The sequence below is a fragment of the Stenotrophomonas sp. 89682_Sma genome (assembly GCF_056481405.1).
Window position 1 is genome coordinate 4,663,521 of the sequence record NZ_CM151147.1, and the last position, 12,363, is coordinate 4,675,883.

A 12,363-nucleotide genomic window follows, 5' to 3' on the forward strand; every position below is an offset into this window, starting at 1 on the left:
CGTTCCCTGTCATTCGCGGGGCACGGCAGGAACGGGCCGCGCCCCCTGTCACTGCGCCGGGCTCAGCCCTGGCGCGTACGCAGCTTTTCCAGCACGCCGTCCAGGGTATCCAGGTCGGTGTAGTGGATGATCAGCTTGCCCTTGCCGCCGCGGCCGTGGCTGATCGCCACCTTGGCACCCAGCGCTTCGGACAGTTCGGTTTCCAGCGAGGCGATGTCGGCCTGCTGCACCTTCGGCGTGGCGACCGGGCGGTTGCTCGGCACCTTGCCGGCGGCGAAGGCCTGCGCACGGCGCTCGACCTCGCGCACCGACCAGCCTTCATCGGCCGCTTCCTGCGCCAGTTTGCCGGCCAGCTCGGGGGCCAGGGTCAGCAGCGCGCGGGCGTGGCCCATTTCCAGGCGGCGGGTTTCCAGCAGCAGGCGGATCGCCACCGGCAGCTCCAGCAGGCGCAACAGGTTGGACACCGCCGCGCGCGAGCGGCCGACGGCCTCGGCGGCCTCGGCATGGGTCAGGGTGAATTCGCTGATCAGGCGCTGCAGCGCCTCGGCTTCTTCCAGCGGGTTGAGGTCTTCGCGCTGGATGTTCTCGATCAGCGCCATCGCGATGACGGTGCGGTCTTCCAGCTCGCGCACCACCACCGGCACTTCGTCCAGGCCGGCCAGCTGCGAGGCGCGCCAACGGCGCTCACCGGCGACGATTTCGTAGTTGCCTGCCGGCAGCTGGCGCACCAGGATCGGCTGGATCACGCCCTGCGACTTGATCGAGTCGGCCAGCTCGGAGAGCTTGCCCTCGTCCATCTCGCGGCGCGGCTGGTACTTGCCCGGCTGCAGCTGGCCCACGGCCAGCTTGCGCAGCACTTCGCCCGGCAGCGGCTCGATCACCGCGGTGGTGGCCTGCACCTGGCTGACCGCCCCCTTCGGGCCCAGCAGCGCATCCAGACCACGGCCGAGGCCTCGCTTCTTGGCTGCCGGCTTGCTGCTGGTCATCAGACGGTCTCCACGGCCTTGGTGGCCTTGTTGCGTTCGTTGTTGCGGCGGATGATCTCGCCGGCCAGGCCCAGGTATGCCACCCCACCGCGCGAGGCACGGTCGTAGCCGACGATGCTCTGGCCATGGCTGGGCGCCTCGGCCAGGCGCACGTTGCGCGGCACGATGGTGCGGAACACGCGGTCGCCGAAGTGTTCGGTCAGCTCGGCCGAGACCGCGTTGGCCAGGTTGTTGCGCACATCGAACATGGTGCGCAGCACGCCTTCGATCTCCAGCGCCGGATTGAGGTCGGCACGCAGCGCTTCGATGGTTTCCACCAGCGCGCTCAGGCCTTCCAGTGCGTAGTACTCGCACTGCATCGGCACGATCACCGAGTCGGCGGCGGCCAGCGCGTTGAGCGTCAGCAGCGACAGCGCCGGCGGGCAGTCGATCAGGATGTAGTCGTACTCGTCGCGGATCGGTGCCAGCGCGCGCTTCAGCCGCTGCTCGCGCTCGCTCTGCGCCATCAGCTGGATCTCGGCGGCGGTCAGGTCGATGTTGCCGGGCAGCAGGTCGTAGCCTTCGGCGGTCTCCACGCGCACATCGGCGGCGCTGGACTCGCCCAGCAGCAGATCGTAGGTGGAGGCGGCCAGCTCACGCTTGTCCACGCCACTGCCCATGGTCGCGTTGCCCTGCGAATCCAGGTCGACCAGCAGCACGCGCTTGGGTGCGTTGGCCAGGGAAGCGGCCAGGTTGACGGCGGTCGTGGTCTTGCCGACGCCACCCTTCTGGTTGGCGATGGCGATGATGCGGGCCATGCGGGTGTGCCTCGTCGACGTGTGCTGGGACCGGTCATTATGCGTACAACCGGCCCCTTGCGGAAATCGTGAATCGCCAACCCGTTGTTCCACAAAGGGCTGGCGGCGGGAATCAGGGACCTGTAACAGTGACCAGGTGGCGTTCGCCGGCCAGGCCAGGCACGCTCAGCGGGGTCACTTCACGCACCTTCCAGCCAGCCGGCAGGTCCGCGATCTCCTCATGCGGGTAGACGCCCTTCATGGCCAGCAGCACGCCGCCGGGGCGCAGCAGGTGGCCACCGACGCGGACGATGCCGGCCAGGGTATCCATCGCGCGCGCGGTCAGCTGGTCGTAGCGGCCGGCCTCGTCCAGCGCCTCGGCGCGCGATTCGGCCACGCGGGCATTGTCCAGGCCGAGCTGGCGCACGGCCTCGCGCATGAAGCGCGCCTTCTTGCCGTTGCTCTCGACCAGGGTGACCTGCAGGCCCGGGCAGGCGATCGCCAGCGGGATGCCGGGCAGCCCGGGGCCGGTGCCGAGATCAGCCAGACTGCCATCGGCCACGAACGGCTGCATCGCCAGCGAGTCGAGCAGGTGGCGGGTGACCATCTCCTGCGGGTCGCGGATGGCGGTGAGGTTGTAGGTGCCGTTCCAGCGGTGCAGCAGGGCCAGGTAGCGCAGCAGCGGCGGCGCCAGCGCGGCGTCCAGGCCCATGCTGGCCAGGCCCTGTTCCAGCGTGGCGGCCACGCTGGCGGGAAGTGGGTGTTCGCTCATGCCGGCATTATCGCCGGTTTTGCGCGCTGATTCCCCGCTTCAGTGCGGATACCAGGCCAATGCCGCACGGAACTGGCCGGTGGCCTGCCATTCGTGCAGGTGCCAGCGCGCGGCCTCGCCCAGTTCCGGGTCGCACCAGCGCAGGTGCAGGGCGCCATCGGCCCCGGGTGCCAGCTGCAGGCGGTGCAGGCCGAACGAGATACCCTGGCCGTGCGCCTTCAGCATCGCTTCCTTGGCGCACCACACGCGGAAGAACCAGTGTTCGCGGTCGGCCTGGTCCAGACTTTCCAGCCAGGCCACCTCCTCGGGGTGGAAGAAGCGCTGCACGATCTCCAGCAGGCGGGCCCGCGGCCGCAGCAGTTCCAGGTCGACGCCCAGCCGCACACCCTCGCCCAGCGCCACCAGCAACACCTCGCCGCTGTGGCTCCAGCCAGTGCCGTAGTGGGCCAGCGCGCCGCTCAGCTCCGGCCGGCCCTTGTCGTCGCGGACCAGCGGCAGCGTGTCGGGGTCGGCGCCCAACGCCTGTGCCAGCACCTGCCGGGCCTGCGGTTCGCCGCGATGGCCGGGCACGTGCGGGCGCCGCCAGACCGTCACCGGGCCGAAACGCCACGGGCCCTCAAGGGTGGCTGGCAGGCTCATCCGCACGCGCCCATCACACGATTGCACGACGGGTTCACAGGCCTGCGCGTCAACTGGTCACAGTTCCCCACCGGAGGTTCGATCATGGGCATCATCATCTGGCTGATCGTCGGCGGCATCGTAGGCTGGCTGGCCAGCATCATCATGAAGCGCGATGCCCAGCAGGGCATCATCCTCAACATCGTGGTCGGCATCGTCGGCGCGCTGATTTCCGGCTGGCTGTTCGGCGGCGGCATCAACGAAGCGATCACCATCCGCACCTTCCTGTTCTCGCTGATCGGTGCGGTGATCCTGCTGGCGATCGTCAACCTGTTCACCCGCAAGAGCATACGGTGATCTGAGGGGTAGCGCCGGGCCGTGCCCGGCGTCTCTCTGCCGCCGCTGCGCTCGCCGGGCATGGCCCGGCGCTACCTCAACTCAGCCCAACTGCACCCACGCCGGCGCATGGTCGCTCGGGCGTTCCCAGGTACGCGGCTCGCGGTCGATACCCGAAGCCACCGCACCGCTCTTCAGCGCATCGGAGACCAGGGTCAGGTCGATGCGCAGGCCCAGGTTGCGACGGAATCCGGCGGCGCGGTAATCCCACCAGCTGAAGGTACCCGCCTCGTCGTTGTGCAGGCGGAAGCCATCGTGCAGCCCCAGCTGCAGCAGCTTGTTGAGCGCGCCGCGCTCGGCGGTGGAAGTAAGGATGTGGTTGTCGTTCCACACCTCCGGGTCGTGCACGTCGCGCGCGTCCGGGGCGATGTTGAAGTCGCCCATCACGATCAGCTTCGGATGCCGCTGCAGTTCTTCGGCGATCCAGGCATGCACCGCCTCGAGCCAGCGCAGCTTGTAGTCGTACTTGTCGGTGCCGATGTCCTGGCCATTGACCACGTACAGGTTGATTACCCGCAGGTCGCCGAAGGTACCGGCGATGACGCGCTTCTGCTCGTCCTCGAAGCCGGGAATGCCGATCTGCACGTCCTGCGCCGGCTCACGCGACAGCAGCGCCACGCCGTTGTAGGTCTTCTGGCCGGCGAACACGCTGCGGTAACCCGCGGCGATCAGCGCCGAATCGGGGAACTTGTGGTCCTCCAGCTTGGTTTCCTGGATACCGACGATGTCCGGGCCGAACTCCTTGAGCCACTGCTCCAGGTGCGGCAGGCGGACATTGAGCGAATTGACGTTCCACGAGGCGATCTTCATGCGGGCATTCTACCCGGGTGGCCGGGATGGGGCTCGGGCCGGATTCCCGTGTAGAGCCGAGCCCACGCTCGGCTGCGTTGATCGGGCACCCAGCCAGGAGCAGCCGAGCGTGGGCTCGGCTCTACAGAAGAATCGGGCCGGGCCCTGATTCAGCAGAGCCACGCCCTGCCTGGGTTCACCGCAGCAGCAGCTTCAACAACCCCGCAATCTTCGAATACGGCGGCCGCAGCCGATCGCTGGCCGCCCAGCGCGACTGCCAGAGCACCGGCAGGCGCTTGCTCATGGCATCGAACCCGGCGCGGCCGTGGTAGGCACCCATGCCGCTGGCGCCCACCCCGCCAAACGGCAGGCCATCTGCGGCGAAGTGCAGCAGCGTGTCGTTCACCGTCACCCCGCCCGCCACCACCTGGCCGAGGATGCGCTCCACCGTCGCCGTGTCGTGGCTGAAGGGATACAGCGCCAGCGGCCTGTCGCGGGACAGCACGTCGGCCAGCGCCGCCTCCAGGTCCGGGTAGGCCCGCACCGGCAGGATCGGGCCGAAGATCTCCTCGCGCATCAGGTGCAGGTCGTCCGGCGGGTCCAGCACCACGGTCGGCACCAGCAGGCGCTCGCGGTCGGCACGTGCCTCATCCACCTGCGCCAGCGGAATGACCGGCACGCCGCGTTCGCGCGCCTGCGCCAGATAGCCCTGCAGGCGCCGGTACTGGCCGTCGTTGATGATGCGGGTGTAGTCGCCGGCATCGCTGAAATCGCCATAGCGTTCGCGCACCTGCTGCTGCAGCGCCTGCACGAACTCGCGCTGGCGCGCGGTATCGATCAGCACGTAATCCGGCGCGATGCAGGTCTGGCCGGCGTTGAACCACTTGCCGGTGGCCAGCCGCGCGGCGGCCTTGTCCAGCGGGAAATCTCGGCAGACGATGGCCGGCGACTTGCCACCCAGTTCCAGCGTGACCGGCACCAGATGCTCGGCGGCGGCGGCCATCACCTTGCGGCCAACGGCCGTCGAGCCGGTGAACAGCAGATGGTCCAGCGGCAGCGAGGATACCGCCGCGGCCACGTCCGCCCCGCCCTGCACCACCGCCACCCGATCGGGCGGGAACACGCTGGCCAGCAGATCGGCCAGGAACGCACTGGTGCGCGGCGTGTGTTCGGACGGCTTCAGCAGCACGTGGTTGCCGGCAGCAATCGCGGTGGCCAACGGCACCAGGGCAAGGGTGACCGGATAGTTCCATGGCGAGATCACCCCGATCACACCCAGCGGCGTCGGCCGCAGCTGCGCGCGCGCCGGCCACAGTTTCCAGCCTGCACCGAGCCGCTGCGGCTTCGACCAGCGCCGCAGATGGCGGCGCAGGTGGTCGATGGCCGACAGCACGCTCATGCCATCGGCCAGCTTCGATTCGACGTGGGCGCGGTGGCCGAAGTCTTCGGCGATGGCCTGGGCCATTTCGTCCAGGCGTGGCTTCAGCGCTTCGCGCAGGCGGCGCAGGTCATTCTCGCGCTGGTCCAGCGTGGGGCGCTGCGACTGCCAGGCGCTGCGCAGGGTGTGCAGGATGGCGGGGAGGTCTGCCGGCGTGGTGGTGGTCATGGGCCGACTATACGGGGTGCCGAGCCATGTAACGGTAGAGCCGACTTGGTAGAGTCGACTGTCAGTCGACTGCCCTTGGCGGGACATCTGGAAACCCCGCGCTGCGCGCGATAGTCGACTGACAGTCGACTCTACCCCGCCTCAATTCCCCCATTCCCTCGAACAGAAAGGCCGTGGTCTGCACCACGGCCTCTCCTTCATCCGATGAACATCATTCCTACTTGGTGATATCCACGTCCTTGGTCTCGCGCAGGAACAGGCCGCCGATCACCACCGACATCAGCGCAATGATGATGGGGTACCACAGGCCGTAGTACAGGTTGCCGGTACCGGCCACCAGCGCGAACGAGATCGCCGGCAGGAAGCCACCGAACCAGCCGTTGCCGATGTGGTACGGCAGCGACATCGAGGTGTAGCGGATGCGGGTCGGGAACAGTTCGACCAGGTAAGCGGCAATCGGGCCGTAGACCATGGTCACGTACAGCACCAGCAGCCACAGCATGAAGATGGTGCCGGCGATGTTGATGCGGGCGCCATCGGCCTTGGCCGGGTAGCCGGCGGTGGTCAGGGCGGTCTTCAGTTCCGCACCGAATGCATCGGCCTTGGCCTTGCCTTCTTCCTTGGTCAGGCCAGCGGCCTCATACGAGGTGACGCTGGCACTGCCCACGTTCACCATCGCCAGCGAACCGGCGGCGGCGGGCTGCACGTCGTACGGCACACCGGCCTTGGTCAACGCGGCGGTGGCCACGTCGCAGGAGCTGGTGAACTTGCGCAGGCCCACCGGATCGAACTGGAACGAGCAGGTGTTCGGATCGGCCACGACCAGCGCTGGCGAGGACGCACGTGCTTCTTCGATGGCCGGGTTGGCGAAGTGGGTCAGGCCCTTGAAGATCGGGATGTAGGTGACGGCGGCCAGCAGGCAGCCGGCCAGGATGATCTTCTTGCGGCCGATACGGTCGGACAGCCAGCCGAAGAAGATGAAGAACGGCACGCCCAGCGCCAGCGCGGCCGCGATCAGCAGGTAGGAGGTGGTGGCATCGACCTTCAGCATGCTGCTCAGGAAGAACAGCGCGTAGAACTGGCCGCCGTACCAGACCACGGCCTGGCCGGCCGCGGCGCCGAGCAGGACCAGCAGCATCAGCTTCAGGTTGCCGCCCTTCAGGCTGTCACGGAACGGGGTCTTGGAGCCCTTGCCTTCCGACTTCATCTGCTGGAACAGCGGCGACTCGCTCAGCTGCAGGCGGATCCACACGGACACGCCCAGCAGCAGGATCGACACCAGGAACGGAATGCGCCAGCCCCAGGCTTCGAAGGCTTCATTACCCAGGAAGTAGCGGCAGGCCAGGATGATCAGCAGCGACATGAACAGGCCGAGCGTGGCGGTGCACTGGATGAAGCTGGTGTACAGGCCGCGCTTGTCGTCCGGCGCGTGCTCGGCCACGTAGGTAGCAGCACCGCCGTATTCGCCACCCATCGCCAGGCCCTGGGCCAGGCGCAGGATGATCAGGATCACCGGAGCGGCGAAACCGATCGAGGCGTAGTTGGGCAGCACGCCGACCAGGAAGGTCGAGATGCCCATGATCAGGATGGTGACCAGGAAGGTGTATTTGCGGCCGATGCGGTCGCCGAGGCTGCCGAAGAAGGCCGCGCCGAACGGACGCACGAAGAAGCCGGCGGCAAACGCCAGCAGGGCGAAGATCATGCCCGTGGTTTCATTGACGCCGCTGAAGAACTGCTTGGCGATGATGGCGGCGAGCGAGCCGTACAGGAAGAAGTCATACCACTCGAACACCGTGCCGAGGCTCGAGGCGAAGATGACCTTCTTGTGACCCTTGGTCAGGGTGCCCGCTTTGTGTGCGGTACTGGGTGTGCTGGACATGGGGCGTTTTCCCTCTGTAGGTGCCGACCGTTGGTCGGCACTCAATCTCGGTAGATGCCGGTCACTGGACCGGCTCCGCTTTGGGTAGGTGCCGGCCGCTGGCCGGCACACAATTCGGTAGGTGCTGGCCGCTGGCCGGCACGCTCTTAGAAGCTGTACTTCGTGGTGAACTGCAATCGAGTGATGTCACCCTTGTTGCCGTTCTCCACTTCGCGGCGGCCGTACATCAGCTCCGCACCGATATCGACCTTGGGCAGCGGCGAGTAGAAGATGTTGCCGCGGATGCTCTGCACGCTCTTGGTCACCAGCGGGCCGAGCATGCTGTCGTTGTCGTAGTCGCTGCGCGCGTAGATCAGGTTGGTGCGCAGCTTCGGCGAGAACGCATGCCGCCAGCCGACATAGCCGGCCAGCACGCCGGTCGGGTTGAGCTCATCGCGGGCCACGTCGTAGGCGCTGTCGGCGGTGATGCCCAGGCCGATGTAGCGGGCGATGCCTTCGCCGCCGGTCAGCTGGTAGTGCAGCGAATCGCTGTCACCCATTACCCACTTGCCGCCCAGGGTCAGGCCGCCAGCCACCTTGTCGGCCTTGGCGCCGGTGGCCTGGTTGTCGACCTTCAGCTGACGGACGATGCCGCCGACACCGAAGGTGCCCCAGTCGCCCTTCCAGCCATAGCGCATCGTCAGGTCGGGCAGGCTGCCTCGGTCGGAGTTGGCGCTGGCGTTGGTCCAGGCCCCGGTGACCGGGTTGCGGGTACCGGTGAGGGTGGTGGTTTCCGGGTTTTCCAGCGCGACGCTGAAGCCGCCCTGGGTGTAGCGCACCTGGGCCTGGCGCACGAAGATCACGCCGTCGGTGGGGCCGACGAAGTCGACCGCTTCGGGCAGTGCGGCCGCGTCCATGAAGTTGGACCAGGTCTGGCCGGCCAGCCAGTTGTTCCAGTACATGTAGGCGTGACGCAGGGTCACGCCGTAGGTGTTGGTGGCGGTCTGGTTGCCCAGCGAGTTGCCGAAGAAGTCCATCTCGAAGAACGCACCGGCCTTGTTGCCCGATTCGCTCACGTTGTCGATGCCCAGGTTGAAGCGCGAGAACTTGGCGTGGGCGTTGAAGTCGGTGCCCGAACGCTTGCCGCTGCCGCCGGCGCCTTCCACCGGGGTCTGGCCCGGCAGGTACAGCGAACGGCCGGTGGCGTCGTCGGCCAGCTGGCCATCGCTGGTCTGGGTGGCCAGGAAATCGGCCTTGATGAAGCCGCCGATCTTGACCGTGGTGCCCGGCGCCGCGCCCGGGGTGATGGTGGTGACCTGGATCGGCTGCTTGCCGGCCGGCACCTGTACGACCGGCTTCTGCTCGGCCTGCACCGTGCGGACTTCGGTTACGGCCTGCTGGGTCTGGCTGATCTGGGTCTGTTGTTGTTGCTGCGAAGACAGCAGCAGCTGGACCTGGCGTTCCAGTTCGGCAACGCGTGCTTCCAGCGCCTTCTCTTTGGCGGTCTCTGCGAACGCCATGCCCGGTGCGACCAGGGCGACCAACAGGCAGGCCGCCAAAGGTTTGCGCACGGCTTTCAACGTACGGTGGCTCATGTTGCCCTCTCTCCCAAGTGGCAAGGTGATGCCGCGCGTGGGGCACGGTCGAGCCGAGACTGCGGGGCGATTATGTATAGCGGCTATTCGCCATTGGTCGAACCCGGCCCTGCTGGGCGCTCACTTTCGACCATGGTCTAACCAAGGTGGTGACGCGACCCGGGGTGGATGGGGCAAACTGAGGGGGATCGGTCGTTGCGATGCTGCGACCGCACATACAAAGTCAACGTGCAAGTGAGGGTGCCATGGCTGATATCTACCCCGTCGATCCGCAGTTCGCCGCCAAGGCACGCATCGACAAGAAGACCTATGAACAGCAGTACCAGGCGTCGGTGACCGATCCGGATGGATTCTGGGGCAAGGCCGCCGAACGACTGGACTGGATGCGCAAGCCGACGAAGATCAAGAACGTCAGCTACGACCTGTCCGACTTCCACATCAAGTGGTTCGAGGATGGCGAGCTCAACGCCAGCGTGAACTGCCTGGATCGCCAGCTGGAAAAGCGCGGTGACAAGACGGCACTGCTGTTCGAGCCGGACAGCCCGGATGCGCCGGCCCAGCACGTGACCTATCGCGAGCTGTACGAGCGCACCTGCCGCCTCGGCAATGCGCTGCGCAACCTCGGGGTCAAGAAGGGCGACCGGGTCACCATCTACCTGCCGATGATCGTCGACGCCGCCGTGGCCATGCTGGCCTGCGCGCGCATTGGTGCGATCCACTCGGTGGTGTTCGGTGGCTTCGCGCCGAACTCGATCGCCGACCGCGTCAGCGACTGCCAGAGCAAGCTGATCATCACCGCCGACGAAGGCCTGCGCGGTGGCCGCAGGATTCCGCTGAAGGCCAACGTCGATGCCGCGCTGAAGCTGCCCGGCACCAATACCGTGGAAACCGTGCTGGTGGTGCGCCACACCGGCGGCGCGGTGGACATGCAGGCGCCGCGCGACCGCTGGTTCCATGATGTGGTGGACAGCCAGCCGGCCAGCTGCGAGCCGGAACGCATGAACGCGGAAGACCCGCTGTTCATCCTCTACACCTCCGGTTCCACCGGCAAGCCGAAGGGCGTGCTGCATACCACCGGTGGCTACCTGCTGTACGCAGCCTACACCCATGAAGCGGTGTTCGACCTGCGCGAGGACGACATCTACTGGTGCACCGCCGACGTCGGCTGGGTTACCGGCCACAGCTACATCGTGTACGGGCCGCTGGCCAACGGCGCGACCTCGCTGATGTTCGAAGGCGTGCCGAACTACCCGGACACCTCGCGCTTCTGGAACGTCATCGACAAGCACAAGGTCAGCATCTTCTACACCGCCCCGACCGCCATCCGTGCGCTGATGCGCGAGGGCGAGGAGCCGGTGAAGAAGACCTCGCGCACCTCGCTGCGCCTGCTCGGCAGCGTGGGCGAGCCGATCAATCCGGAAGCCTGGCGCTGGTACTACGAGGTGGTCGGCGACAGCCGTTGCCCGATCGTCGATACCTGGTGGCAGACCGAGACCGGCGGCATCCTGATCTCGCCGCTGGCCGGTGCGATGGATCTGAAGCCGGGTTCGGCCACCCTGCCCTTCTTCGGCGTGCAGCCGGCGCTGGTCAATGCTGATGGCGAGATCCAGGACGGCCCGACCGAGGGCAACCTGATCATCCGTGACTCCTGGCCGGGCCAGATGCGCACGGTGTACGGCGACCACCAGCGCTTCATCGATACCTATTTCCGCACCTACCCGGGCAGCTACTTCACCGGCGACGGTTGCCGCCGCGACGAGGACGGCTATTACTGGATCACCGGCCGCGTTGACGACGTGATCAACGTGTCCGGCCACCGCATCGGCACCGCCGAAGTGGAAAGCGCGCTGGTCTCGCACCCGAAGGTGGCCGAGGCGGCCGTGGTCGGTTTCCCGCACGACGTGAAGGGCCAGGGCATCTATGCCTACGTGACCCTGGTGGCCGAAGAGGCGCCGAGCGACGAACTGCAGAAGGAACTGGTCGCCTGGGTACGCAAGGAAATCGGCCCGATCGCCACGCCGGACCACCTGCAGTGGGCGCCGGGCCTGCCGAAGACCCGCTCGGGCAAGATCATGCGCCGCATCCTGCGCAAGATCGCCGAGAACGCGCCGGACCAGCTTGGCGACACCTCGACCCTGGCCGACCCGTCGGTGGTGGCGTCGCTGGTGGACGAGCGCAAGGTACGCTGATGCACGACCCGGGGTCAGATCCCTTTCCGCAAGGAAAGGGCTCTGACCCCAGGGGCTTGGCCCCCGAACAGTTTCCCCCACGGTTCCCCCCGACCATGACCACCCTCCTGATTGCCGATGACCACCCGCTGTTCCGCGAAGCCCTGCGCGGCGCCGTGCAGCGGGTCATCCCTGGCGTGCAGTTGTTCGAGGCCGACAGCGTGGAAGCGCTGTATGCACTGGCCGATCAGCACAACGACGCCGACCTGGTCCTGATGGACCTGAACATGCCCGGTGCGCAGGGCTTCAACGCACTGGTGCACATGCGCTCGCTGCACCCGCACCTGCCGGTGGTGGTGGTCTCCGCGCGCGAAGAAGCGACGGTGATGCGGCGTGCGCTCGACCACGGCGCGCTGGGCTTCATTCCCAAGTCGGCCGACTCGGACACCATCGGCCATGCGCTGGGCACCATCCTCGATGGCGAGACCTGGGCACCACCGGAAGCGCACAACGTGCCACCGACCGAGCGAGAGGAGCGCGAAGTCGGGCAGCGTCTGCGCGAGCTGACCCCGCAGCAGTTCCGCGTGCTGCAGATGCTGGGCGCAGGCCGCTTGAACAAGCAGATCGCCTACGACCTCAACGTCTCCGAAGCGACGATCAAGGCCCACGTCACTGCGATTCTGCGCAAGCTCGGCGTGACCAACCGCACCCAGGCCGTGCTGATGGCCGGCAAGCTGGCCATCGACGACGACGCCATCGTGCTGCCGCCGGAAGAAGATTGACCGTGACGGGCTGCGGA

11 protein-coding genes are annotated in these 12,363 nt (G+C 67.1%); 3 read left to right on the forward strand and 8 right to left on the reverse strand.

The features are described 5' to 3' along the window. Positions 1-62: 62 nt before the first annotated feature. The 4 genes from ACZK29_RS21475 to ACZK29_RS21490 form a co-directional block, all read right to left on the reverse strand. On the reverse strand, positions 63-986 hold the full coding sequence (locus ACZK29_RS21475) for a ParB/RepB/Spo0J family partition protein (RefSeq protein WP_019338308.1): 924 nt from the start codon (positions 984-986) through the stop codon (positions 63-65). Beyond that, complete coding sequence (locus tag ACZK29_RS21480) at positions 986-1,783, reverse strand: ParA family protein (RefSeq protein WP_111204316.1); 798 nt, start codon at positions 1,781-1,783, stop codon at positions 986-988. Before ACZK29_RS21480 ends, ACZK29_RS21475 begins: the two co-directional genes overlap by 1 nt. Before the next feature lie 112 nt (positions 1,784-1,895). Then, a complete protein-coding gene (rsmG, locus tag ACZK29_RS21485; RefSeq protein WP_010482382.1) occupies positions 1,896-2,534 on the reverse strand; it encodes a 16S rRNA (guanine(527)-N(7))-methyltransferase RsmG in 639 nt (212 codons plus the stop codon). A 39-nt stretch (positions 2,535-2,573) separates the two neighbouring features. Continuing rightward, entirely contained in the window at positions 2,574-3,173 is a 600-nt protein-coding gene (locus ACZK29_RS21490; RefSeq protein ID WP_111204317.1) for a 4'-phosphopantetheinyl transferase family protein, read from the reverse strand. A gap of 84 nt (positions 3,174-3,257) precedes the next feature. Between ACZK29_RS21490 and ACZK29_RS21495 the strand changes: the two genes are divergently transcribed. Next, positions 3,258-3,509, forward strand: a complete 252-nt coding sequence (locus ACZK29_RS21495; RefSeq protein WP_005411656.1) for a GlsB/YeaQ/YmgE family stress response membrane protein — start codon at positions 3,258-3,260, stop codon at positions 3,507-3,509. Between the two features lie 81 nt (positions 3,510-3,590). Here the strand turns inward: ACZK29_RS21495 and xth are convergent, their stop codons facing one another. From xth to ACZK29_RS21515, 4 genes are all read right to left on the reverse strand, one after another. Continuing rightward, a complete protein-coding gene (gene xth, locus ACZK29_RS21500) occupies positions 3,591-4,358 on the reverse strand; it encodes an exodeoxyribonuclease III (RefSeq protein ID WP_459047207.1) in 768 nt (255 codons plus the stop codon). A 175-nt stretch (positions 4,359-4,533) separates the two neighbouring features. After that, positions 4,534-5,943: a coniferyl aldehyde dehydrogenase gene (locus ACZK29_RS21505; RefSeq protein WP_459047206.1), complete on the reverse strand. Its 1,410-nt coding sequence runs from the start codon at positions 5,941-5,943 to the stop codon at positions 4,534-4,536. Positions 5,944-6,160: 217 nt separating this feature from the next. Beyond that, positions 6,161-7,822 carry an MFS transporter gene (locus ACZK29_RS21510; protein WP_111204323.1) on the reverse strand — a complete coding sequence of 554 codons (1,662 nt, stop codon included), beginning with the start codon at positions 7,820-7,822 and terminating at the stop codon, positions 6,161-6,163. Positions 7,823-7,968: 146 nt separating this feature from the next. After that, positions 7,969-9,396 (reverse strand): DcaP family trimeric outer membrane transporter, encoded by a 1,428-nt coding sequence (locus ACZK29_RS21515; protein ID WP_111204324.1) that lies wholly within the window; start codon positions 9,394-9,396, stop codon positions 7,969-7,971. 245 nt (positions 9,397-9,641) lie between these two features. On the opposite strand from ACZK29_RS21515, the gene acs reads away from it, so the two are divergent. Together acs and ACZK29_RS21525 are read left to right on the forward strand one after the other, a co-directional pair. Then, positions 9,642-11,585 carry an acetate--CoA ligase gene (gene acs / locus ACZK29_RS21520; RefSeq protein WP_478446485.1) on the forward strand — a complete coding sequence of 648 codons (1,944 nt, stop codon included), beginning with the start codon at positions 9,642-9,644 and terminating at the stop codon, positions 11,583-11,585. A 95-nt stretch (positions 11,586-11,680) separates the two neighbouring features. Further along, a complete protein-coding gene (locus ACZK29_RS21525) occupies positions 11,681-12,346 on the forward strand; it encodes a response regulator transcription factor (protein ID WP_005411662.1) in 666 nt (221 codons plus the stop codon). Positions 12,347-12,363 lie beyond the last annotated feature (17 nt).

Bases quoted from the DNA above. Each gene is read 5' to 3' on its own strand.
- ACZK29_RS21475 (WP_019338308.1), bottom strand. From the start codon at position 986: ATGACCAGCAGCAAGCCGGCAGCCAAGAAGCGAGGCCTCGGCCGTGGT.
- ACZK29_RS21480 (WP_111204316.1), bottom strand. From the start codon at position 1,783: ATGGCCCGCATCATCGCCATCGCCAACCAGAAGGGTGGCGTCGGCAAG.
- rsmG (WP_010482382.1), bottom strand. From the start codon at position 2,534: ATGAGCGAACACCCACTTCCCGCCAGCGTGGCCGCCACGCTGGAACAG.
- ACZK29_RS21490 (WP_111204317.1), bottom strand. From the start codon at position 3,173: ATGAGCCTGCCAGCCACCCTTGAGGGCCCGTGGCGTTTCGGCCCGGTG.
- ACZK29_RS21495 (WP_005411656.1), top strand. From the start codon at position 3,258: ATGGGCATCATCATCTGGCTGATCGTCGGCGGCATCGTAGGCTGGCTG.
- xth (WP_459047207.1), bottom strand. From the start codon at position 4,358: ATGAAGATCGCCTCGTGGAACGTCAATTCGCTCAATGTCCGCCTGCCG.
- ACZK29_RS21505 (WP_459047206.1), bottom strand. From the start codon at position 5,943: ATGACCACCACCACGCCGGCAGACCTCCCCGCCATCCTGCACACCCTG.
- ACZK29_RS21510 (WP_111204323.1), bottom strand. From the start codon at position 7,822: ATGTCCAGCACACCCAGTACCGCACACAAAGCGGGCACCCTGACCAAG.
- ACZK29_RS21515 (WP_111204324.1), bottom strand. From the start codon at position 9,396: ATGAGCCACCGTACGTTGAAAGCCGTGCGCAAACCTTTGGCGGCCTGC.
- acs (WP_478446485.1), top strand. From the start codon at position 9,642: ATGGCTGATATCTACCCCGTCGATCCGCAGTTCGCCGCCAAGGCACGC.
- ACZK29_RS21525 (WP_005411662.1), top strand. From the start codon at position 11,681: ATGACCACCCTCCTGATTGCCGATGACCACCCGCTGTTCCGCGAAGCC.